This is a genomic window from Malonomonas rubra DSM 5091 (assembly GCF_900142125.1).
Classification (GTDB): Bacteria; Desulfobacterota; Desulfuromonadia; order Desulfuromonadales; family Geopsychrobacteraceae; genus Malonomonas; species Malonomonas rubra.
In genome coordinates this window covers 1-22729 of the sequence record NZ_FQZT01000017.1, presented here as the reverse complement: position 1 = coordinate 22729, position 22729 = coordinate 1, and the positions used below count along the sequence as shown (strand labels likewise).

Genomic DNA, 22729 nt, shown 5'->3' with positions numbered 1-22729 from the left:
CTTTAGAAGTAAAAGGTTTATCAGGAGCTAATGATGACAGTCAGGGCAAGCCAAAAGCTTGACAGCTGACTGTCGGGATTCAGGCTCCGGGGAGCAGGCATGGCAGCTTTGGACGGAATTCTGGAAGGAAACTGGCGAGAAAAAGTGATGCGCAGCGATATACTGGTCGCCGTAGGACTGGTATTGATCCTGATGCTGATGATTCTACCGTTGCCACCGATGTTGCTCGACATCTTCCTGTCGCTTAATATCACTGTCGGTCTGTTGATCCTGATTATCTCTCTTTATACAGTTCGTGCTCTCGATTTTGCTATTTTCCCCAGTATCCTGCTGATCACCACCCTGTTTCGCCTGTCACTCAACGTGGCTTCGACTCGTTTGATCCTGCTGCATGGAGACGAGGGGCCGAGCGCTGCAGGTAGCGTTATCCAGTCGTTCGGCCAGTTCGTGGTTGGCGGTAACTACGTGGTGGGTATTGTTATCTTCTGTATTCTGGTTTTGATCAACTTTATGGTTATCACCAAGGGTGCCGGCCGGGTTGCGGAAGTTTCAGCACGCTTCACCCTCGACGCCATGCCAGGTAAGCAGATGGCGATTGACGCCGATCTCAATGCTGGTTTGATCGATGAAGCCGGTGCACGCAAAAGACGGGAAGAGATAGCTTCGGAAGCCGATTTTTTTGGCGCGATGGACGGTGCCAGCAAGTTCGTCAAAGGGGACGCCATTGCCGGCATCATCATTACCCTGATTAATATCGGCGCCGGTTTTGTTATCGGTGTCGCGCAAAAGGGTATGCCGATGGCGGAAGCGGCAGCCAACTACACCATTCTGACAGTTGGTGACGGCCTGGTTGGCCAGATTCCTGCGCTGATCATTTCGACTGGTGCTGGCATCATGGTCACCCGGACGGCGGGGGACGATGACTTCGGCAACGAGATGAAGCGTCAGTTTTCCGTCCATCCCCGTGCTCTCTGGGTTGTTTCCGGAATTCTGCTCGGTTTTTCCATCATTCCGGGTCTGCCGCATATCCCGTTTTTCCTCATCTCCATGTTTATCGGTTTTGTTGCCTACCGGGTGCAGAAGAGCAAGGAGCGCGAAGCAGCGACCGAGGAACTGGAAGCAGCCGAACCTCAACAGCCACTGCTGACCGAAGATAATTACGAGCAGATGCTCTCCGTCGACCTGCTGGAGATGGAGGTCGGCTATGGGCTGATCCCGCTGGTCGATGCTTCCCAAGATGGCGAACTGTTGCCGCGGATCAAGTCGATCCGTCGCCAGTTCGCCCTCGACATGGGCTTCATCGTGCCGCCAGTGCATATCAAGGACAATCTGCAGCTCAAGCCGAACGAATACGCCATTATTTTGAAAGGTGTCAAAATTGGGGGTGGAGAATTGCTGCCCGGCCACTACCTGGCCATGAACCCCGGGACCGCGACTGAAACCATTAAAGGGATCGATACTGTCGAACCGGCCTTCCAGCTGCCGGCGATCTGGATTTCCGAGGACAAGAAAGAACGTGCGCAGATTGCTGGCTATACCGTTGTCGACAATACTACCGTTGTCGCCACTCACCTCAGCGAGCTGATCAAACAGCACGGTCACGAGCTGCTCGGTCGCCAGGAAACCCAGAACCTGCTCGATAATCTGGCCAACGAATATCCGAAGTTGGTCGAGGAATTGGTCCCTAACCTGCTCAGCCTGGGTGTGGTGATGCGTGTTCTGCAGAACCTGCTGCGCGAACAGGTTTCTGTGCGCGATCTTAGAACTATTTTAGAAACTTTGGCAGATTGGGCACCAGTTGTGCAAGATCCTGATCAACTAACGGAACATGTTCGAGCAATTTTGGCCCGCTCGATCAGTAACAGCTACAGCCCGGACGGGCAGGTGTTGGAAGTTATGACCTTTGACCGAGACGTCGAAACAAGGATTCAGGAAGCGCTGCACAGCACGGAACAGGGATCTTACCTTGCTCTGGAGCCAGGCTTCGCCCAGGCGCTGATCAACAGCCTGAACAAGGCACTGCAGAATTTGGCGGGGGCGACCCCGGTGCTGCTCTGCACGCCAACAATCCGTCTCCATGTCAAAAGGTTGACCGAACGCTACCTGCCGAGTCTGGCTATCATCTCTCACAACGAGATCGCTCCGCACCTGAAGGTCCGGTCGGTCGGAACGGTGAATGTCGATGTTGGTTAGAAAATTTGAAGCAGACGATATGGCGAGTGCTCTCAAGCAGGTTAAAGAGACTCTTGGTGCCGAGGCCCTGATTCTTTCCACCAAAACCCTGCGCAAGAAGGGTTTGGGCGTGCTTGGCAAACAGAGCATCGAAGTGACCGCAGCAATCGAATCACCGGCGATGAAAGCGAGCTCCAAACGTCAGCCACAGGCTGCGGCAAGCAAACCTGCTCCCCAGCAGATTCCCGCTGCTTACCGCCAGCGGATCGATACCCTGGAAGATGAGTTGGTCGATTTGTCACAATTTGAATCGACACCTCCGGCACAACCGGCCCGCCGTGATAGGCGGGTGGAGTTGAACGAAAGCGCCGTGCTGGAAGAGGAAGTACGCAGCCTGCGCTCGCAGCTTGAAGCACAGAACGTGAACCAGCTGCAAAGCGAAATTGATCAGCTTAAAAATCTGGTGCAGGAACTGGCGCAAACCCGTCAGGCTCAGGATGTTGTCGAGACCCCACTGCCCATGGCCGGGCAGGTGTCGCAGATGCCGACCCAGCCGGAGCCGTTGCCTCAAGTTGCAGCTGCACCGCGTCCGGTTCAGCCGACACCGCTGGCAAAACGGGAAAAAGATCTGGATGACCTGATCGAGCTGCTGGTCGAGCAGGGCATCGAAAGTGAAGCCGCCGGAACGATTGCCCGCTTCGCTGCTCAGCAGATGAATGATCGTCAGCGTCAGGAGCCGCATCTGTGCCGCGCCTTTCTGACTGAGACCGTTGCGAACCTGGTGAATGCTGCCGGCCCGTTGTGGCAGCGTGGCGATGCGCAGAAGCGGGTTGCCCTGATCGGTCCGACCGGCGTCGGCAAGACCACCACCATCGCCAAGCTGGCCGCCGAAGCGATCACCAATGAAGGTGCTCGTGTCGCCCTGGTGACCATCGATACCTACCGTATCGCAGCCGTCGAACAGCTGAAGGTTTACGGCGAGATCATGGGCTTGCCGGTTGAAGTGGTGCTGAGTCCTGATCAGCTGCAGGAGGCTTTCCGCCGTCATCGTGATAAGGACTTGATCCTGATCGACACCGCCGGCCGCAGTCCGCGTGATGATGAGCGGATTGCAGAGCTGAACGAATTCCTCGGCCAGGGTGCTGATGTCGAAAACTGCCTGGTGTTGGCCGCACCAACCGACGAGCGTTTGCAGCGCAGAAGCCTTGAAGCTTTCAGCCAACTGCCGATCTCCAAGCTGATCTTCACCAAGCTGGATGAGACTGATCGCTGCGGCGCACTGATCAATCTGCCGACCCGCAGTAATCTGCCGCTGGCTTACCTGACCAACGGACAGCAGGTACCGGAAGACCTGCTGTTGGCCGAGCCGCAGATGGTCGCGGAACTGGTGATGCAGAACGAAACGGAATCACGGAGGATTGCCGTATGATAAGTGGAGCCGCAGATCAGGCTGGGACCCTGCGCAGTATGCAGGATCAGCGTGATAGCAGTACAACCGAACTGAATATGCCGATGACACGTGTGCTGTCGATCACCAGTGGCAAAGGGGGAGTCGGTAAAACCGCCGTAGTCTCCAACGTCGCGGTGTCGATGGCCAAGCTTGGCAAGAAAGTTCTGATTATCGACGCCGATCTCGGCCTGGCGAATATCGATGTTGTGCTTGGCCTGGCTCCGCCTTACAACCTGAACCATTTCTTCAACGGCGAGCGTACGCTGGAAGAGGTGATGGTGGAAGGCCCGCACGGACTTAAAATTCTCCCGGCTGGTTCCGGCGTGCAGCAGTTTACCCGTCTTGACGGACAACTGAAAATGCGCCTGATCGAATCCCTCGACGCCCTCGAAGAGCAGTTCGACGTGGTTTTGATCGATACCGAAGCCGGCATCTCCGATAACGTCACCTATTTCAACGTCGCCGCCCAGGATATCCTGGTTGTCACTACCCCGGAGCCGACGGCGATCACCGACGCCTATGCGTTGATGAAGCTGTTGTCGACTCAGTTCCATCAGAAACATTTCCTGCTGGCGGTCAACTCGGTGCGCGAGCCGGATGAAGGGCTCGACGTGTTCGAAAAACTGACCATGGTTTCCGGTCGTTACCTCGATATCTCTCTCGATTATCTCGGCTGTATCCCCTTCGACCGCAAAATGCACGAATCGGTGCGCGAACAGAGGGTAATGGTCGATTTGGCCCCCGATCACAAAGTTGCCAAAGCGTTCGTCGAACTGGCGGAGAACTTGATCGATACGCCGATGAACACTCAGGCACAGGGAACGCTGCAGTTTTTCTGGAAGCAGTTCCTCGGGGTGGGTTCGGAGGCGAGCTGATGAGTTATCCCGGCGGATACGGGCCACCAGGCCCGGCAGAGCGCGAAAAGATGATCGAGAACCATCTGTCATTGGTCGATTTTCTCGTCGACCGGATGATGACTCAGGTGCCCGGTTTCGTAAATCGGGATGAGATCCGTAGCGCGGCGCTGATGGGCTTGCTCGATGCGGCCAATCGTTTCGATCCACGGCGTGGTGTGCTGTTCAAGACCTTCGCCGAGCGGCGTATTCGCGGTGCCGTGTTTGATGAAGTGCGGCGGATGGATTGGTTCTCGCGCACCATGCGTGAGAAGCAATCACGTTTGAACAAAACCACCGACGAACTCGGTAAACAGCTTGGTCGCGAGCCGGAAGACGCAGAAATTGCAGCGGCGATGGAATTGGAGCTGGACAATTTTCACGAGCTGAAGCTGCAGGTCAGTCAGCTCGGTTATGTCAGCCTGCATGAAAAGCTGGATGACAGCGATGATAGCGGCAAGAGTTTTATCGACAATCTGGAAGATACCAACCAGACCAGCGTGCAGGAAAAGCTGGAAGCGAACGAGCTGACCAAAGAGCTGGCCGGTTATCTGGAACTATTGTCGGAAAAAGAGCGGCTGGTCATCGCCCTGCTCTACTACGAAGAGCTTTCACAGAAGGAGATTGCTGAGGTCCTCGAGTTGACGGAAGGTCGCATCTCCCAGCTGCACAGTCAGGCCCTCGGCAAATTGAAGGGCAAGATGCGTCGCAGCATCAACGCGCTGAAAACCGGGGGCTCGTAATGCTTAGCGCCCAGCTCACCCCGTTGCTTCTTTTCGCGCTGGTCGGTTTCTGCCTGCTGCTGAGTTTTTACCAGCTGCTGGGCAACCGCAAGCTGAAACGACGGGTCGCAGCTCTGGAGCAACAGTTGGCGGCAGAGGTATCGGCCGAAGAGGCTCCCGCAGCGAACTTCTCCGCTAGTCTCGATGCTGTCGAACGGCAGCAACTGCAATCGAACCAACCGGCAGCTCCGGTGAAAAGCACCGACAAGTACAGTTACGTCGGTGCGCTGGCCGAGCAGGGACTGGATGCAAAAGGGATTTCCGAGGCGCTGCAGATGCCGGTTGCCGAGGTTGAGCAGCTGATGCAACTGGCGAAATTGAAGCGCGCGGCGCTACCGAAGTGAGGCACTAAACTTTTTCCCCCGAAGGGTCGAGAAGTAAGCAGGAACAACAGAGGAGTAATCGATGGGAAGCGGAAAATACGGTGCAATTTCGGGCCTGATCGGACGGATGCAGATGATGGACAACATCAGTGAACATCTGGCCGCGGTTCGCACCACTGCTTACAAAAAAGGGAAAATGACATTCGAGGCCAAACTGGGTGAAGCCGCCTCCGGCATGGCAACGAAAGGCATCAATTATTCTCGCACCACCAAGGAAGAGATCGACTTTACTCCGGGGGAAACCGGCTATACGGGAAAGCCTTTGCACTTGGCAATCATCAATGATGGTTTTTTCCAGGTTCTGCGTGAAAACGGAGAAATGGGCTACACCCGCAACGGCGGGTTTCAGATGAATACTCTCGGTGAGATGGTGACTTCAGAAGGTCTTCAGGTTCTCAGTGTTGAAGAGGAGCCGATCATCCTGCCGCACCCGGACGTGAATATCAACCTTGATGGCTCGATTTATCATGGTGACCAGTTTGTCGCCCAGATTGGACTTTACCAGTTTGAGGATAAGTCGATTTTGATGCGTGCTCCGAACGGCCTGTTTATTCCGAAAGACAATACCGAACCGGAACTTCACCTTGAGCCAGAGATGTTGCAGAAAAACCTGGAGTCATCGAACGTCGATATGATGCGCACCATGGTGCGGATGACCTCCAACCTGCGGACCTTCGAAGCGACCCAGAAAGTGTTGCGGATTTACAGCGATATGGGCGCCAAGGCCGCCGAAATCGGCCAGGTCCAGTAAAAATTTAAGCGCCGCGGCTGCGGTGAAAAGGAGATAAGAAGATGATCAGGGCACTTTGGACAGCTTCCACCGGCATGCAGTCTCAGCAGACCAACATGGATGTTATCGCCAATAACCTGGCCAACGTCAACAGCGTCGGGTTTAAAAAAAGCCGCGCCGATTTTCAGGATATTCTTTACCAGACCCAGAAAGCGGCGGGGACCGGTGTCGAAGGTGGGCAGGTGCCAACCGGTGTCCAAGTTGGCCTCGGCTCCCGGGTTGCTGCGGTGCAGAAGGTGTTCAGCACTGGTGATTTTCAGCAGACCGAAAACGAGCTCGATGTGGCGATCGAAGGAGCAGGTTTTTTCCAGATTGCTCTGCCTGATGGAACCGATGCCTACACCCGTTCTGGAGCTTTGAAAAAAGACAGCACCGGCCAACTGGTCTCTTCAGACGGTTATGCGATTGTTCCGAGTATCGTTATCCCGGAAAACGCAACCTCGATTTCTATTGCGCCAGCTGGCAACGTTGAAGTTTTGCTAGATGGTGAAAGCACCCCGACTGAGGTCGGCGTGCTGGAACTGGTCCGTTTTTCCAACCCTTCCGGGTTGAAGAGCCTGGGCCGCAATCTTTATGCGGAAACACCGACCACTGGTACGCCGGTGACAGGTACTCCGGGTGATGAGGGATTTGGCACGCTTTCCCAGGGCTTTCTCGAAGGTTCCAACGTCAACATTATGGAAGAGATGGTCAACATGATTGCCGGCCAACGCGCTTACGAAGTTAACTCCAAGGCGATTCAGACAGCCGATGAGATGCTGCAAATGACCAGCGGTCTGGTCCGCTAACAGGTTGAATCAATGAAAAAAATGCTGCTGATAATTGTTCTGGCGGTGCTGCCGTTTGTGGCAATGGCGCAATCCCCGGAAGAAAAGGGAGTAGAGATCAGTCAGCAGGAAATGGCCGAGGTCTTGAGTGATTTCCTGACTGACGCGTCAGAGCGTCTGCCAGGAGTCGAACTCCGATTCACCGCGATGCGGCTTCCCCAACCTTTCACTGTTCCCACTGGCCACCTCGATTTTCAGGTTATTCCTGCTAAACCGGGCGTGATCGGTAGTCGCCGAGTCACTTTGATGACCCGGGTCGATGATCGGGTCGTGAGCAACCGTTCGATCCGCGTTGAGATTGAAGCGCTGGCCGAGATCCTGGTTGCTGCCGATAACCTGCGACGTGGTGAAATTCTTGACAAAACCAATGCCATTTTCCAGCAGCAGAATATCGCGAAATTAAAGCAGCCGCTGTTCATCGCCGATGAGGTATTAGGCAAGCGGTTAAAGCGTTCGGTACGACTTGGACAGCCGATTCTGCGCAAACAGGTCGAGTTTCCGCCTCTCGTTAACCGGGGTGATCGGGTGGTGATCCGGGTCGAACGGGGGAGCCTGCTGCTGACCGCTGCCGGCGAAGCCAAGCAGGACGGTGTGCTTGATGAAACCATCCGGGTGTTGAACGTCAACACGCACAAAGAAATTCGCTGCAGAGTGCTCGGCCCGGGGCTGGTGACAGTGGAGTATTAAATATGAAAAGTATTTTTTTCGCACTGATAGTTTTGACGATTCAGCTTTCCGGCTGTGCCGGTCCGGCGCGTAATGTTGATCTGACTGCGACCGAGCCGATTGAGCCGGTTCTGCAGCCGCCGTTGCCGCCACAGACCGCCGGTTCGCTCTGGACAGAGAGCCGTGGTGGCCTGTTCCAGGATATGAAAGCGCGTACTGTCGGTGATATCATCACCGTGGTCATCGTCGAAAATGCCAGCGCAAGCAAAGAAGCAACCACCGAAACCGATCGTACCAGTACTATGTCAGCAGGTATTCCCAGGTTGCTCGGACTGGAGGGAACCATCGGCCGGTTGGCAGGCGCCGATGGTACGGATACATTGATCAGTGCCAGTACCAGCAACGAATTTGAGGGAACCGGGAAGACCGAACGCACGGAAACTCTGACCGCGACGTTGACCACTCAGGTGATCGAGGTGTTGCCGAATGGCAACTTACGTCTCGAAGGGACCAAGACGGTGACCGTTAACAGTGAAACCCAGATTGTCAAATTGACAGGGATTGTGCGCCCGGCCGATGTTTCGGCAGGTAATATCGTCGATTCGAAGAATGTCCTTAACGCCCGTATCGCCTATGTCGGCGAAGGTGTTATCAGCGACAAACAACAGCAGGGCTGGCTGGTCCGTGGACTTGATCAGATCTGGCCGTTTTAGCTTGTCGCAGGAGCCGAGCCATGACACTTAAAAACTTTTCCGATAAGGTCATCATCCTGCTGCTTCTTCTCTGGGCGGTTGTCCTGCTGTCTACAGCCGATGCTTCGCGCATCAAAGAATTGGCACAGCTTGAAGGGGTTCGTTCCAACCAACTGGTCGGCTACGGTCTGGTCGTTGGCCTCAACGGCACCGGTGACAGCGCTGCGACCCAGTTCACCATTCAGTCGCTGGTTAACATGATGGAGCGGCTCGGCGTGACTGTTGATCCGAACACGGTGAGTGTTTCCAACGTGGCGGCCGTTATCGTGACTGCAGGCCTGCCTCCTTTCGCCCGCGCCGGAACCAGCATCGATGTCTCGGTTTCTTCGGTTGGCGATGCTGTCAACCTGGCTGGCGGAACTTTGCTGATGACGCCCCTGAAAGCAGCTGACGGTAAAATTTATGCGGTTGCGCAGGGCCCCCTGGTGGTTGGTTCTCTGGCCTTCGGCGGTGAAGCGGCCAAGATACAGAAAAATCATCCCACCGCCGGGCGGATTCCGGACGGTGCACTGGTTGAGCGTGAGGTTCCCTTTGTCTTCGGGCAGCAGCGTGACCTGAAATATCGCCTGAAAGATTCTGATTTCACGACCATTTCGCGTATGACCGACGCCGTCAACGAATACTTTGGCGGCAATATCGCACGTTCGCTCGACGCCGGTCAGATGCAGGTTATGGTGCCGGACCGCTATCTTGACCGGGTGGTCGATTTCGTCGCCGAACTGGAAACGCTGGATGTTACTCCCGACACACTGGCGCGGATTGTTGTCAACGAGAAGACCGGCACTATCGTCATGGGAGATCGGGTCCGTATTTCCACTGTGGCTGTTTCGCATGGCAACCTCAACCTGGTAATCAGTGAATCATCCGCGGTTTCACAACCACTGCCTTTCACTGATGGCGATACGATTGAAACTGAGGATACTCTGATCGATATTACCGAAGAAAAGGGCAACCTGGTGGTCATGCAGGAGGCTGTCAGTATCGGTGATGTTGCGGCAGCTCTCAACGCTATCGGCGCGTCACCACGGGATCTGATTGCCATTTTCCAGGCGATCAAAGCAGCAGGTGCCCTGCATGCAGATCTGGTGATTCTCTAGGAGTTTATCTCTATGGACAGCAAGGTAGATCCAAAACAGCTGGTCAGCCAAGCGCTCAGCCAAGCACCAAAGCAGGCCAAGGGGAAGGATCCGGAGCAGTTGCGCGCAGCCGCCGAGCAGTTCGAGGCGGTGTTCATCCAGCAGATGTTCAAAGAGATGCGTAACACCATTCCCGATGATGGTTTGATTCCGCGTGGTAACGCCGATGATATCTATACCCAGCTGCAGGATGCCGAAGCGGCTAAAATTATGGCAGAAAAAGGTGGCATCGGTTTGGCAGACCTGATGATGCAGCAGCTGCTGGATGAAAATTCCGGTTCTGAGGAGTAGCTCGAATTCCTTCTCCCCAAGGGAGAAGGTGCCCTGTAGGGGCGGATGAGGGGGATTGACCGGCCGTTATCCCCTCACCCTAGCCCTCTCCCTCGGGGAGAGGGGACTTTTGTTTCAACTTTCTGTCTATCCTTTCTCAATTCCATCTTCAATTTTCTCCAAATTCCCCTAAAGAAAAAATTCTCCGCTGTCGATAAAGTATCCAAAGAGGTTGTAAAAGGTGGTGCAGGGACGCATCATCGGTTGCTTACATGGAGGATAAAATGAGCGAAAAGATCGATCCCACAAGTGCTAACCGGCCAATGCAGGCGGTCCAGCATGACGAGCTGATCCAGCGGCGTCAACGTGAACAAGGCAAATCACAAACAGAGGATCGGGTTTCGCTGAATCAATCCGGGCAGCCGGAAGCGACCTACGGCCCCCAGTCGGGGCTGAATGTCGGTACCCCTTACGAAGTTCTGCGCAGCCTGGTGATCAAGACTTTGGAAGAGCAGAACATTCCGCTCCTGATCAGCACCGGCAGCGGTGAAATCGACATGAACGAGATGACCGTTGAGGAAGCACAGGAGCTGATCTCCGAAGACGGTTACTTCGGTGTCGAGAAAACCTCCGACCGGATCGTCGAATTTGCTATCAACGCTTTCGGCAACGATCCGGCAAAGCTGGAAGAGATGAAGCAGGCGATCGACAAGGGCTTCAAGGATGCGCAAGAAGCTTTTGGCGGCACCCTGCCGGAGATATCACAACAAACTTACGATGCGATTATGCAAAAGCTGGATGATTTTGCAGGTGTAGCTGAAGAAGAAGGGGAATAGGGAGTCAATCATGGTCGATAAAATTAATGGTGGTAAGGGATTCGGCCCTCTCGGTGGCATCAACCGTACCGGCAAGCCGGACGTCGCCAAGAAATCAGGTGAAGCTGGCAAAGCGGATCGGGTCGATTTTTCCAGTGCGCTGCAGCAGGCCAGCAAAACCCAGGCAACTGAGGCGACTCAGCAGAGTGCTCGTGCCGAAAAACTACAGGCCTTGAAGGCCCAGATTGAAAGTGGAACCTATCAGCCCGACCTGGAGAAGGTAGCTGCCAGCGTTCTTCCTTTCATCATGAAGGACAGCTAGGGATGAACATGGACCTGAAAGCCAGGCTGGAAAAACTGCTCGAGCTGTTGCTTGATGAGCGGGAGAAAGCCAAAGCTCTGGACATGGCCGGTTTGCAGGCGGTGGTGGCGGAAAAAGAAGCGCTACTGGCCGACCTGAAACCGCAGCCAGAAGAGGTGGAAGGCTTACAGGACTTGCTGAAGCAGATCGATCATGAAAATCGCCGCAATGCGTTCCTGCTCTGGACCGGCCTGAATATGGTTCGTGAAATGATGGGCTTTTTCGGTAAAGCGGCAATGCCGCAGGTTTACGGTGGCGGTGGCCAGGCCCAGACCCTGAGCCAGGGTGGCCGGCTGCTCTCGGGGAAGGTGTAAGTCATGGCAGGTTTGAACGCAGCTCTCAATTCAGGCAGAACCTCTCTGCAGACCAACCAGAAGGCGATCGAGATCACCGGTCTGAATATCGCCAACGTCAACACCGAGGGCTATTCGCGTCAAACCCCTAACATGACGCCATACCCGGCGTTGAGCTTTGGTGATTACTTTATTGGTACCGGTGTCACCGTCGGTTCGGTAATGCGTTCGCACGACGTTTTTCTTGACGGGCAGATCAAAGACAAATCAGCTGATGTTGGTTTAGAGAGTAGCATGACAAACCCGTTGGCAGAGCTTGAGCGCGTCGTTAGTATCGGTGACGGCAGCCTTTCGGACGAATTCGATCAGTTCTTCGATGCCTGGCGGCAGCTTTCCACTAACCCGGGCGGCGAAGTCGAGCGACAGATGGTGTTGCAGCGTGGTGAGTTGATTGGCAATGCTTTTGTCAATGTTTATAACGAAACCCAGCAGTCAGTGACAAATATCAACAACACCATCAGCTCGAAAATTGACGGTGTGAACCTGCATTTGGATGAAATTGCTCAGCTGAATAATCGGATCTCCTCTTTAGAGCTGGCGGGGCAGGAAGCCAACTCCGACCGTGATCGTCGAGATATGCTGCTCAAAAATCTCTCGGAAATGATCGGCGCATCCAGCTTTGAAACATCCAACGGCACAGTTTCGGTTCACCTGAAGAACGGCATGCCGCTGGTTGAGGGGAATGAAGCGACTCATATCGTCGGCGTATATTCCGGCACTGAAGTCAACCTTGAACTCGATTTCGGGACAACAAACCTGGCGCTGGACCGTACTGCCCTGGGCGGCGAGTTCCGTGGGTTGTATGAAGTCCGCGACGTGATGATTCCCGATGTTGTCAATCGTCTCGACCAGTTGGCCTACACCTTCGCCAATGAAGTGAATGCTCAGCATACGGCAGGAACCGATTTGAGTGGTGCCGCTGGCCAGAATTTTTTCGTTGCACCTGCGGCCGTAGCCGGAAGCGCGGCATCGCTGACAATGAATATCACGCAGACCAGCGAGATCGCAGCCGGGACCACCGGAGCGCCGGGTGACAACACCAACGCCTTAGCTATCCTACAACTTGAGCAGAAGCAGCAGGCGGACTTCGGTGGTAACGACACCTTTGTCTCCTATTATGGCAAAATTGCTTCAACTGTTGGCGTTGAGACCGCGCGTAACCGTCAAGCATCACAAGGCTATGAAGACTCTTTGATTCAACTGCAGAACCTGCGTGACGGCATTGATGGCGTTTCGCTGGAAGACGAAATGATCAACCTGATGCAGTACCAGAAAGGGTTTGAAGCCTCTGCTAAATTCCTTTCCACTGTTGACGAGATGATGGGGACTCTTCTGACCCTGAAGAGCTAGGTGACCTATGAGAGCAACGCAAACCACAACATATCGCAGCCTACAGGCGTTTCTGGACCGTACCAGCGATAAACTGGCGAGCTTGCAACTGCAGGCCGCAACCGGGAAAAAACTGAACCGCCCATCAGACGATCCCACAGCAATCAGCCCGGTTTTGAGTGCCCGGACTCAGATTATGGCCTCTGACCGTTACATCGAAACCATCGAGTCGGGGCTGGACCGCGTCGATAATATGGACGGCTACCTTGATGGGATGGAAAATACCTTGATCCGGCTTAAAGAGATCGCGATCGCTGCTGGCAATGGTGCTCTCAGTGCATCTGACCGGTTAACATATGCGGATGAGGTTGCTTCTTTGAAAGAGGAGCTAATGGTTGCCGGGAATGCCCAGGTCGATGGGAAATATCTTTTCGCGGGATTTAGCGAGAAAACGACGCCCTTTGTTTCGAACCCTGCATATCCAGGGCCGGGCGAAGCCCCGGTTTTGTACAACGGTGACGCGGGCAGTGTTGAGTTTGAAATCTCCCCAAATGAGTTGATCGAGGTCAACCTGACAGGAAATGATTTACTTCTTGGGGACTCTGATAATGATGGTGTGACCGATCCAGGTGCAATAGATATTTTCGCAGTAATTACGACTGTTGAGGAAGCGTTGAGGGCGAATGACCCAGATGCTGTTGTTGCTGAACTCGACAATATAGAAAGTGCTGCTAATCAGGTACGACGCCACAGAAGCATAAAAGGAAATGTCGGTCGCAGACTGGAAACGGCTCTTGATCATATGGAGCAGATCAAGATCGATATGGAGACATTCCGTTCTCGCTTTGAGGATGCTGATATCCTTGAAACCATCACAAGCATGGAACAGCAGCAACAGAGTTTCCAAGCAGCCTTGAATGTAACTGGTAAAGTTTCAGAGTTGTCTATCCTCGACTATATTTAACCTATCCATGAAGACCGTTGCACGGAGGTTGCGCGGACCACAAAGCCAGGAGGCACTATGTTAGTACTTACCCGTAAGGCAGGTGAGGGAATTATTATTGGTGATGACATCAAGATCACTGTTGTCGAGTTGAAAGGCGGCGGTGTTCGCATCGGCATTGATGCTCCCAGGGAGATGAAAGTTCACCGGCAAGAAGTTTTTGAGAAGATAAAGCAGGAAAATAAGGAGGCGACCCAGTGGAACATTGCCGATCTCAACGAATTGAGCACTCTCTTGAATGCGGGGAGGAAAGAAAAATGAAAAAAATAAATTCCCGTTTTGGTGAGATCGAATACGATCCTGATAATACACTTCTTTTTCCAGAGGGCCTTATCGGTTTTGAAGGGTTAAGGCACTTTATTGTTATGCCGAACGAAAAAGAAGGACCTCTTTTTTGGATCCAGAGTGTTGAAGACCCCCAGGTTGCTTTTGTTCTGACTAACCCGACAGATTTCTATTTCGACTATAAAGTGGTTCCGGATAGGAGTGAGCGGCAAAAGCTGGGTATTAATGAAAGTGACGAATGCCTTGTGATCAGTGTTGTGACGGTACCGCCTGATCATAATATAACTCTTAACCTCGCTGCTCCGATTTTGTTTGCTCCGAAAACAAATCGAGCGCTTCAAGTGATTCTCGAGGGCACCCAGTTTAGTTCTCGTACGCCATTGCCTGAAGTTTGAGACGGCATTTTGACAGTGCCGGGCTAATTGATATGAAAGGGCCATTCTGCGGGGAATCTGTGGAATGGCCTTTTTTTTGCATATTTTAATGTTGGTGCCAAGTTTTTGTCTGCTAACAAAGCAAATCATAAGGGCTGGTCATGGAGAGCAGTGATAGTTTTGGTGTCTTTCTAAAAAATTCTTTCGGAGATAGATACCTTTATGAGGTAAATGGCATCGCTTTCAACCAAGTCGGTGCTACTGCCCTATATGAAAATCACTTCGGAGACACATTCTTAAAAGAAACTCAACTCTATATTATTGTTGGAACTGATTCTGGATTGCTTATTGATTTTCTTAAAAATAGGCAGCGCTCAGACAGTTCACGCTATATTTTTGTAGAACTCGACTCAGTTCAAAAGCGTTTAGAGCAGGAAGGTCTATTGGCCGATCTTCCTGCCGATTTTTCTGTCGTAACTTTGGAGAACCTTTGGGCTCAAGCGAATACGTTCAAGGTGAATGACTATCTTTATATCGATTCAGTCAGCCATGTTAATTCGCTTTGTGCTGTTGATGGTCGGTTGTCAGAATATCGTGATCTATCTTTAAAAATTGAGGATAGCCTTGGTCGTAGAAAAAATGCGGTTGTTGCTGAAATCGGACTGGCCTATTTTGCTGAAAGGCAGTTAGAGAATCTCGCAGAGAACCAGACAGAATCTATTGTGCTCAAGGACCAGTTCAAAGGGAAAACAGCAGTACTTTTGGCTGGTGGCCCATCTTTGGATGATATGTTGCCTTGGGTTGAGGAAAATCGTGACAAATTTTTTGTTTTGGCGGTGTCGCGCATCAGTCGGCAATTGTTGCAATATGATTTTGTTCCTGACCTTGTTTTTTCCGTAGATCCACAGTCGACCAGTTTCGATGTTAGTCGCGAAATGCTGCAAATGTGGGATCGGACAATTTTCGTTCACGCATATCATGCTTCTCCTCAGCTTGTTGGTCAGTGGAGTGGGCGAAGCCTCTATGTTGGGGAACGATTTCCCTGGGTAAGTAAAATGAACCCGACTAATCTGAAAGTCAGTCCTCCAACTGTTACCAACACTGCTTTAAACGCTGCAATTGCAATGGGATTTAAGCAGGTTATTCTCGTAGGGGTTGACTTGTGCTATGCGGATAACGGGATAACCCACGCTGGCGGGAGCAACGAAAGCATCGCCGGCCCCCGGCTTGGGGATACTCTTTCAATTGCTACCAATGACGGGGGGCAGGCTGAAACAGGAGTCGGTTATGCATCCGCAATCTCCTTTTTAAGCGGCCAAGCGCAGATGGCAACTCAACATGGCTGTCGATTGATCAATCCAAACCCGAGGGCTGCAAAGATAGAAAATGTAGAGCATGTCTCACTCGATGAAATCGTTTTGGAGCCACTTGACTGTGACCCCAACGCCAAACTATTAGTCTTGTTGCCAGATTCTGCCGATAATCAGACCCGTCAAGAATATTACTCTTCCGTTCTTGAAGAGCTTAACAGGGCAGATGAGCAGCTTAAAGAGATTGGAAAACTGGCAGCAAAAGCACTTTCATACAACGAAAAACTCTTTAAGAATAAAAAGGATGCGCGAAAAGCTAAGGCGCAGTTTGAAAAAATAGAAAAGACTTTGAACGAGACGTTCTCCGATCTCAGTGTGTTTGTCAAAAAATACGTGATTCGGAAGTTTCTTAAAATCGTTCGTCCAAATTATGAAGGAACTGAAAGCTCTCAGGAGATGGAAGAGGTTATTCACACTTATTATCAGGCCTACAAAGAAGGCTCCAGTGATTTGAGGAAAAAAGTGCAAAGCGCTGCGGAGAGATTGCACAGTCGCTTGGACGAAGAGAACTCTCATCCTGATTTTGCTCGACTGGCAGAGCAATGGCAAAAAGACAAGCAGCCTGGTCGAGCTTTAGTCTGGTTGAAGCTGCACCACAAGACCGCTGAGCAACTGGATAATGCGGACAGGCAGCTCTTTGAAAAGTTGGAGGCTGAATTTTCCGATATTATGGCCGAAACCGAAACCGGGCAGATGAAGAAGGTGCGTAGGTTTCGTTCCTTGGTAGGGGTCCGCGAACGAGCTATGCGGTATTTCCGGGCAAAAGACGAGGAAGCATTAAAGCGTTTGGATGACGGATTGTCTATTCACCAAAATCGAGTGGCCGCTGATAATCTTGGCAGCTTAGTAAAAGGTTTGCAGTTAGAGCTTAAAGGAGATATCGATGGTGCTCTCACCCACTACCAAGCTCTTGTCGGGGATGTTTATAATCATCTGACTGAAGAAGCGTTAAAGCGCATACTCTCTCTAGCACTACAAGAAAAGCACTATGAAATGGCTTTGCTGGCGCTTGAGTGTTTGTCGAATGCTGCTGTCGTTTATAAGCCCAAGTACGCTGAGCTTTTGAGAATAACTGGAAACGTGATGGCTGCAGCAGATGCTTATGTTGCTTATCTTGAAGAAGTTCCGACAGATTTAACTGCATTGATTCAATTGGGGCAGCTTTATCAATCCATGGGTGAATGCCAAGCTGCTCAGCAAGTTTTCGATCTTGTGCTTGAGCAGGACCCTAAGAATCAGACTGCCCAAAATCTTATTTCCAGCCTGAGGGGTGTAGAATGATCCAATTTGCCGGGGTAATTCTTGCCCGAATGGATTCGAGTCGATTCCCCAGAAAAGCGTTGACACCGGTCTCAGGTGTTCCTCTTATCGAAAGATGTCTAAAGGGAGTAGAACGAACCAACTCTTTCGTCCCCATATTGGCAACTACGGCAAGGCCTGTAGATGATCCCCTTGCAGATTTTGCTGAGAAAAAAGGGGTTCTCTGCTATCGGGGCGATTTGGGGAACGTTTACCAGCGTGTTTGTGGATGTCTCCGGGAACACAAGATTGATACCTTTGCTCGCATTAATGGCGATAGCCCTTTTGTCCAGCCTGATTTGTTAAATGATGGGCTGAATTTACTCAATCAGAAGAATTGCGACTTTGTCACCAATCTGGTGCCTCGCAGATTCCCTTATGGTGTCAGTGTGGAAATTTTTCGCAGTGAGTTTTTTTTGAATTCTGAAAAATCGATTTTAACTTCGGAGCACAGGGAACATATCAGCAGTTATTTCTATCAAAATTTAGATGATTTTAGCTATGCATCGATTGTTGGCGAGGCTGATTTGAGCACTGTTCGCTTAACCATAGACACGCCTGAAGATCTAAATGTTGTAGAGCAGTTACTGAAAAAAGAACCAAGGCTTTTTGATTGTCCGCTACAGCATGTGGTTGACCTTTATCAATCAACACTTCTCGATTCAGAGAAGACCCGGGGAGGTTTTAAATGATCAATCTTTATTCCATTCGGCCAAAAGGGTTTAACGTAGGGAACGATGTCATCTTTGTCGGTCTGAACCATTTTATCCGGCAGGCATTCCCTGGAGGTCTTAATATCATTGCCTTGCCTGCGACTGGCAAATACGAAGCACAGAAAAAAGCCGGACTGTCTTCACAGACAGTCTATGAGATTAACCAGTTTGGCGACGGTGTAATCGTCGGAGGTGGAAACCTCTATGAAAACGGAGAATTGGAAATCAATTCGACGGCGCTTAAAGCCTTAGAGCGCCCATTGATGATTTTCAGTGTGTCGCGCGGGAAAATTTATAACAAAGAATTGAAACTGGTCGATCGAACCGATGTGATGACGGATAGCAATATCGCTTTGATTAATCAGCATGCTGCTATTTCCCTCTCCCGCGACCATGCAACCCACGACTATGTCAACAACCTTGGTGGCTCCTCCATTTTAGGTGGGTGCCCAACACTCTTTTTGGATGAAGTTCCTCAGCATGAGGTACAGATAACCGACGAAGATCGGACAGATGCTCTTATTTCTATCCGCACACCGACGTTGATGAGTATTCCTGTCGGCTACCAATATGAACTCCGGGGGCAGATGGCAGCCTTGATAGAGTTGTTACGGGCCAAGGGTTATCGCAAGGTGAAAATTCTTTGTCATGATCATCGGGATATTCCTTTTGCCGCTTCTTTTGACGAGGTTGACTATCTTTATACGGAAGATGTGTTTACTTATCTCTCCTTTTTGAGGAATACGCGCCTTAATCTGACGTTCCGCCTCCACTCGTTTATCCCTTGTGTTGCTCTAGGTGTTCCCGCTATCAAGATCAGTTATGATCAGCGCGCGTTGAGCATGCTGGATACTCTGGGGATGGACCAATGGAATATCAATCTTCTTACGGATAACCTTCTGCAAGAAGTTGAGAATCGCATCGATAATCTTGGCGATCTGGATGGGATGGTCCAGCATTTGCGTCAGGGTCGGTGGGCTGACTTGCGCCAGACCCTGGTAACGAATTGCGCACGGTTTGCAGAGATGATTTGTGAAAGGAAATAACCCAATGCCTGAAGTTCAGCCAATCCATATCATTGCAGAGGCGGGAACAAACCATAACGGAAAGCTGGTTAAAGCGAAATCTCTGGTCGATATTGCCAAGCGAGCGGGGGCGGACTCGGTAAAGTTCCAGATTATTTATCCATGGGGTCTCTACTTGCCGGGTGAATACGAATATGGTCATTACGATATCAAGGAAGTCATCCGCATTCGTGAAGAGGGGATGCTTAAAGACGAGGAATACGAGGAATTAGCGGCATACTGCCAGGACCAAGGTGTTGCCATGTCAGCATCGGTTTTTGACGAGCGCGGCCTCGATCTGTTGATGCAGTTTGACCCATCGTACATCAAAACCGCTTCTTGTGATTTGAATAATCTGAGATTTTTGCGCCAAGTTGCTGAAAGAGGCAAGAAGATGGTTGTCTCAACCGGAATGTCAACACTCACCGACATTGAAAAAACGCTGCGAGAATTGGAAAAAGTCGGCCCCCTCGACTTGGTGCTGTTGCATTGCGTGTCGGTCTACCCAGCGAAACTTGAACAAACCAATCTTCAGTTTATCGAAACCTTGAAGAATAATTTCGGCTATCCGGTTGGCTTTTCTGACCACACGGGAGACAGCCTGGCCGCCTGTATGGCTCTGGCAAAAGGTGCGACCTGGTTTGAAAAACACTACACCGAGGATCGGACCCAAGCCGGTTTCGACCATGCCTATGCGATGGAAGAAGATGGGCTTGGACGTTATGTTGCTGACCTGCACGAAGCTCAATCTGCTTTGGCAGATGTTGCAGATAAACTGACCGAAGCCGAACTTTACACCCGCAAAAGAGCACGACGTTCGATTTATGCCGCTCGAGACCTAAAGTCTGGTGAGCTTGTTGCCGATAAAGATTTATTGGTTGTTCGCCCGGAAGGTATTTTGGATGCCGATCAGATCGATCTGGTGGCCGGGAGCCGGCTGGTTCGGGACGTAAAACAATATCAGGCCTTGAGTCTGGAGGATGTCAGAAGAGAATGAGAATTCTTTTTGTCTGTAAAGCATCGACAGAAATCGGTTTGGGTCATTTGATCCGGTCACGGACGTTGGCAGCGGGCTTAAATCGTTTAGGCGCTTTAGTTATCGATTTTGTGCTTATCGGGGATGCCTCACTTATTTCCCTCGTTAACGGCTACGTGCAGAACAAAATTACCTTGGCTAGTGAAAATGAGCTGGCACTTCAGAATAGCTACGATCTGGCTTTTGTCGATATGCTTGAGATGAAAGCAGAGACAATGTTCGCGATTCGTCAGCGCGCTCCTCGCGTTGCAAGCCTTTCCCCGATTTTCAATCGCATGGCAGAGGTCGATCTTCTTTTTAGTCGAACCCGTTATCAACCCGTCGCGGAGCCTGGCCCAGGCCAAGTCTATGCCGGGCCTGATTATGCAATTATTCAGGGTGATTGTGGCAAAATTGGCGCCGGGGAATATGAAAAAACTCTCGAATCAGGAACTTTTCCCATTGCGATCTGTATGGGCGGCGGGGACGCACCAAACAAAACTTTAAAAATATTGCGAACTCTCAAGCACTGTGCGGTGGATGCAACTTTCTGGGTCATGCTTGGCGAAGGTTATTGTCATTCATATGATGAGCTCATCGCTGAAATCAAAAATAATAAAAGGCATGAAATTATTTTAGCCAGGACCAACAAGAGTATGTGGCAAGTTTTACGAAACTGCGCTGTTGGTATTTTTTCTGGTGGAGTGACTTCCTATGAAGCTGCTTTTGCCGGCTTGCCCGCTGTAAACCTTATTGATCAATCCGAAAAATATTTTCTTATTCGGGAGCTTGTAGAAAACGATGCTTGCTGGTGTTTGGGACAGTCGTTCGAAGAAAGCCTTGGCTCTTTGAATAAACATCTTGAGCAGGTTCATGCCAATCATAATACTCTTATGAAGATGCATATCGATTCAAAGCAATTGATATCCGGTAATGCGTCAGAAAATATTTTTTCCGCATGTTCTGACTTGCTCAGCTCTCGAGTAGGGGCTTGGGGCTCAAGGGCCATTCAAGAGTGTGCTTAAAGGGAAATATTCATGTTTTATGGAGATTTGCGTTACGCAAAGTCGGCTTACGAAGAAGGTCATAATATTACGTCACTTTTAAAAGAACGCTTTGGTCTCGAACAAAACAGTCCTGAGATTATTGAGATTGCTTATGACCTTCAAGCCGGATCCTATGTTGACTCGGTAAAAAAAAATCGAGACAGCTGGGAGGCGTATACTGGAGAAATTGCTAGTATATTGTCCCATTACTGTGCTGAAGCAGAATCTGTCCTAGATGTCGGGACTGGCGAGATGACAACATTGGCTGGGGTTGCCAAATGTTGTTATAAAAGCTCGTTTACGTATTATGCTTGCGATATCAGTTTAAGTAGGTTGATTAAAGGAAAGCGATTTGTTGCTGAAGAGCTGCCCGAAGACCTCGTTCAAAAAATCAATCCTTTTGTCGCTGACCTCTTTTATTTACCGTTTGTTGATAGTTCTATAGATGTTATATGGACTTCACATGCTTTGGAACCGAACGGAGGCAGGGAAGAACTGGCTTTAGCTGAGCTTTTGCGAGTAGCAAAGAAAAAATTGATTTTGTTCGAGCCGTACTACGAAGGGAATTCACCTGATGGAAAGGCGAGAATGGATCGGCTCGGATATATTAAAGGGCTTCCAGAGTTTATCAAGGAGTGTGGGGCTACCTGTGAAGATATCGTGCCACTGGATAATATCAGTAACCCGTTGAATCCAACCTATGCTTTTATTATCACTCCACCTGCTGGATGTAGGAAAGAGGCAGAAAAATCGCCTTGGGCTTGCCCCGCTACCAAGTTGCCGATGGAAAAGGTTGGTAATTGTTATTGGAGTGAGTATTCGATGCTTGCATATCCTATTTTGCAGGACGTGCCGGTTTTCCGTCGCGAAGCAGCAATTTTAGCATCAGCGCTTAAATAGTTTTTTGTCGATTGTGCCCATACTGGGGGCTTTTCCCCCTTGATTTATGCTCTTGAAGGGATCGGTATTGCCGATCCCTTTTTCGTTGATTTGTCGTTATTTTCAAGATGAGAGTGGATAAAAGACGGTGTTTTTTTTAGAAAAAATAAACTTTTTAAAAAATTTGAAGTTAGTAGGTTGCGCTACTGTCATTAGTGCAAAAAAAATTAAAGTTTCTCAAAGGAAAAGCCGAAAAGGCCAACAGCGGGGAAAATATTGATAAAGGAGGTGAAAGAACGTTTGCTTAAGCTTCCCGGCTGAAACGGAAAAACAAAGAAAAATAATTTGAAACCTGGGGCACGGACGCCCCAAACCACAAAATTCATGGAGGAAAAATCATGGCTCTTACAATTAACACTAATGTTGCTTCCCTGAACGCTCAACGTAACCTGGGTACCTCTCAATCCTCGCTGAACAAATCGATGCAGCGCCTCTCTTCTGGTCTGCGTATCAACAGCGCTAAAGATGATGCTGCTGGTCTGGCCATCTCCAGCCGTATGACCTCGCAGATTCGCGGTATCAACCAGGCGGTCCGGAATGCTAACGACGGCATCTCTTTGGCACAAACTGCTGAAGGCGCCATGGGCGAGATTACCAACATCCTGCAGCGGATGCGCGAACTGACTATCCAGTCGGCCAACG

25 protein-coding genes are annotated in these 22729 nt (G+C 50.8%); all 25 read left to right on the top strand.

Going from position 1 to position 22729, the window contains the following annotated elements; genetic code table 11:
* Nucleotides 1-99 precede the first annotated feature (99 nt).
* Nucleotides 100-2193: a flagellar biosynthesis protein FlhA gene (gene flhA / locus BUB13_RS15970; protein WP_072909770.1), complete on the top strand. Its 2094-nt coding sequence runs from the start codon at nt 100-102 to the stop codon at nt 2191-2193.
* Entirely contained in the window at nt 2183-3601 is a 1419-nt protein-coding gene (gene flhF, locus BUB13_RS15965) for a flagellar biosynthesis GTPase FlhF (RefSeq protein WP_072909769.1), read from the top strand. The genes flhA and flhF overlap by 11 nt, the downstream gene beginning before the upstream one ends.
* Nucleotides 3598-4497 (top strand): MinD/ParA family protein, encoded by a 900-nt coding sequence (locus BUB13_RS15960; protein ID WP_072909768.1) that lies wholly within the window; start codon nt 3598-3600, stop codon nt 4495-4497. The genes flhF and BUB13_RS15960 overlap by 4 nt, the downstream gene beginning before the upstream one ends.
* A complete protein-coding gene (locus tag BUB13_RS15955; protein ID WP_072909767.1) occupies nt 4497-5258 on the top strand; it encodes a FliA/WhiG family RNA polymerase sigma factor in 762 nt (253 codons plus the stop codon). Before BUB13_RS15960 ends, BUB13_RS15955 begins: the two co-directional genes overlap by 1 nt.
* The gene (locus BUB13_RS15950; RefSeq protein WP_072909766.1) at nt 5258-5641 is read left to right on the top strand and encodes a hypothetical protein; all 384 of its coding nucleotides are present in this window, start codon (nt 5258-5260) and stop codon (nt 5639-5641) included. Before BUB13_RS15955 ends, BUB13_RS15950 begins: the two co-directional genes overlap by 1 nt.
* Before the next feature lie 61 nt (nt 5642-5702).
* The gene (locus BUB13_RS15945; RefSeq protein ID WP_072909765.1) at nt 5703-6431 is read left to right on the top strand and encodes a flagellar hook-basal body protein; all 729 of its coding nucleotides are present in this window, start codon (nt 5703-5705) and stop codon (nt 6429-6431) included.
* Nucleotides 6432-6472: 41 nt separating this feature from the next.
* On the top strand, nt 6473-7258 hold the full coding sequence (flgG, locus tag BUB13_RS15940; protein WP_072909764.1) for a flagellar basal-body rod protein FlgG: 786 nt from the start codon (nt 6473-6475) through the stop codon (nt 7256-7258).
* 12 nt (nt 7259-7270) lie between these two features.
* Nucleotides 7271-7984 carry a flagellar basal body P-ring formation chaperone FlgA gene (gene flgA, locus BUB13_RS15935; protein ID WP_072909763.1) on the top strand — a complete coding sequence of 238 codons (714 nt, stop codon included), beginning with the start codon at nt 7271-7273 and terminating at the stop codon, nt 7982-7984.
* A 2-nt stretch (nt 7985-7986) separates the two neighbouring features.
* A complete protein-coding gene (locus BUB13_RS15930; protein ID WP_072909762.1) occupies nt 7987-8676 on the top strand; it encodes a flagellar basal body L-ring protein FlgH in 690 nt (229 codons plus the stop codon).
* 20 nt (nt 8677-8696) lie between these two features.
* Complete coding sequence (locus BUB13_RS15925; protein WP_072909761.1) at nt 8697-9812, top strand: flagellar basal body P-ring protein FlgI; 1116 nt, start codon at nt 8697-8699, stop codon at nt 9810-9812.
* A gap of 12 nt (nt 9813-9824) precedes the next feature.
* The gene (locus tag BUB13_RS15920) at nt 9825-10142 is read left to right on the top strand and encodes a rod-binding protein (RefSeq protein ID WP_072909760.1); all 318 of its coding nucleotides are present in this window, start codon (nt 9825-9827) and stop codon (nt 10140-10142) included.
* A gap of 263 nt (nt 10143-10405) precedes the next feature.
* Nucleotides 10406-10957, top strand: coding sequence for a hypothetical protein (locus tag BUB13_RS15915; RefSeq protein ID WP_072909759.1), 552 nt, complete (start codon nt 10406-10408; stop codon nt 10955-10957).
* Between the two features lie 10 nt (nt 10958-10967).
* Nucleotides 10968-11258 (top strand): flagellar biosynthesis anti-sigma factor FlgM, encoded by a 291-nt coding sequence (gene flgM, locus BUB13_RS15910; protein ID WP_084092214.1) that lies wholly within the window; start codon nt 10968-10970, stop codon nt 11256-11258.
* Between the two features lie 2 nt (nt 11259-11260).
* Entirely contained in the window at nt 11261-11611 is a 351-nt protein-coding gene (locus BUB13_RS15905) for a hypothetical protein (protein WP_072909758.1), read from the top strand.
* Between the two features lie 3 nt (nt 11612-11614).
* Entirely contained in the window at nt 11615-13000 is a 1386-nt protein-coding gene (gene flgK / locus BUB13_RS15900) for a flagellar hook-associated protein FlgK (RefSeq protein WP_072909757.1), read from the top strand.
* A gap of 7 nt (nt 13001-13007) precedes the next feature.
* Nucleotides 13008-13943, top strand: coding sequence for a flagellar hook-associated protein FlgL (gene flgL / locus BUB13_RS15895; RefSeq protein ID WP_072909756.1), 936 nt, complete (start codon nt 13008-13010; stop codon nt 13941-13943).
* A 57-nt stretch (nt 13944-14000) separates the two neighbouring features.
* Nucleotides 14001-14243, top strand: coding sequence for a carbon storage regulator CsrA (gene csrA, locus BUB13_RS15890; RefSeq protein WP_072909755.1), 243 nt, complete (start codon nt 14001-14003; stop codon nt 14241-14243).
* Nucleotides 14240-14662: a flagellar assembly protein FliW gene (locus tag BUB13_RS15885; RefSeq protein ID WP_072909754.1), complete on the top strand. Its 423-nt coding sequence runs from the start codon at nt 14240-14242 to the stop codon at nt 14660-14662. Before csrA ends, BUB13_RS15885 begins: the two co-directional genes overlap by 4 nt.
* Before the next feature lie 140 nt (nt 14663-14802).
* Nucleotides 14803-17292, top strand: coding sequence for a 6-hydroxymethylpterin diphosphokinase MptE-like protein (locus tag BUB13_RS15880; protein WP_072909753.1), 2490 nt, complete (start codon nt 14803-14805; stop codon nt 17290-17292).
* Nucleotides 17289-18002, top strand: a complete 714-nt coding sequence (locus tag BUB13_RS15875) for a cytidylyltransferase domain-containing protein (RefSeq protein WP_072909752.1) — start codon at nt 17289-17291, stop codon at nt 18000-18002. The genes BUB13_RS15880 and BUB13_RS15875 overlap by 4 nt, the downstream gene beginning before the upstream one ends.
* Nucleotides 17999-19069: a polysaccharide pyruvyl transferase family protein gene (locus BUB13_RS15870; RefSeq protein ID WP_072909751.1), complete on the top strand. Its 1071-nt coding sequence runs from the start codon at nt 17999-18001 to the stop codon at nt 19067-19069. Before BUB13_RS15875 ends, BUB13_RS15870 begins: the two co-directional genes overlap by 4 nt.
* Nucleotides 19070-19073: 4 nt before the next feature.
* Nucleotides 19074-20084: an N-acetylneuraminate synthase family protein gene (locus BUB13_RS15865; protein WP_072909750.1), complete on the top strand. Its 1011-nt coding sequence runs from the start codon at nt 19074-19076 to the stop codon at nt 20082-20084.
* Entirely contained in the window at nt 20081-21127 is a 1047-nt protein-coding gene (locus tag BUB13_RS15860) for a hypothetical protein (protein WP_072909749.1), read from the top strand. Before BUB13_RS15865 ends, BUB13_RS15860 begins: the two co-directional genes overlap by 4 nt.
* 12 nt (nt 21128-21139) lie before the next feature.
* Nucleotides 21140-22048: a class I SAM-dependent methyltransferase gene (locus tag BUB13_RS15855; protein WP_072909748.1), complete on the top strand. Its 909-nt coding sequence runs from the start codon at nt 21140-21142 to the stop codon at nt 22046-22048.
* A 377-nt stretch (nt 22049-22425) separates the two neighbouring features.
* Nucleotides 22426-22729: flagellin (locus tag BUB13_RS15850; protein WP_482796770.1), on the top strand; the 304-nt coding region annotated here is incomplete at its 3' end.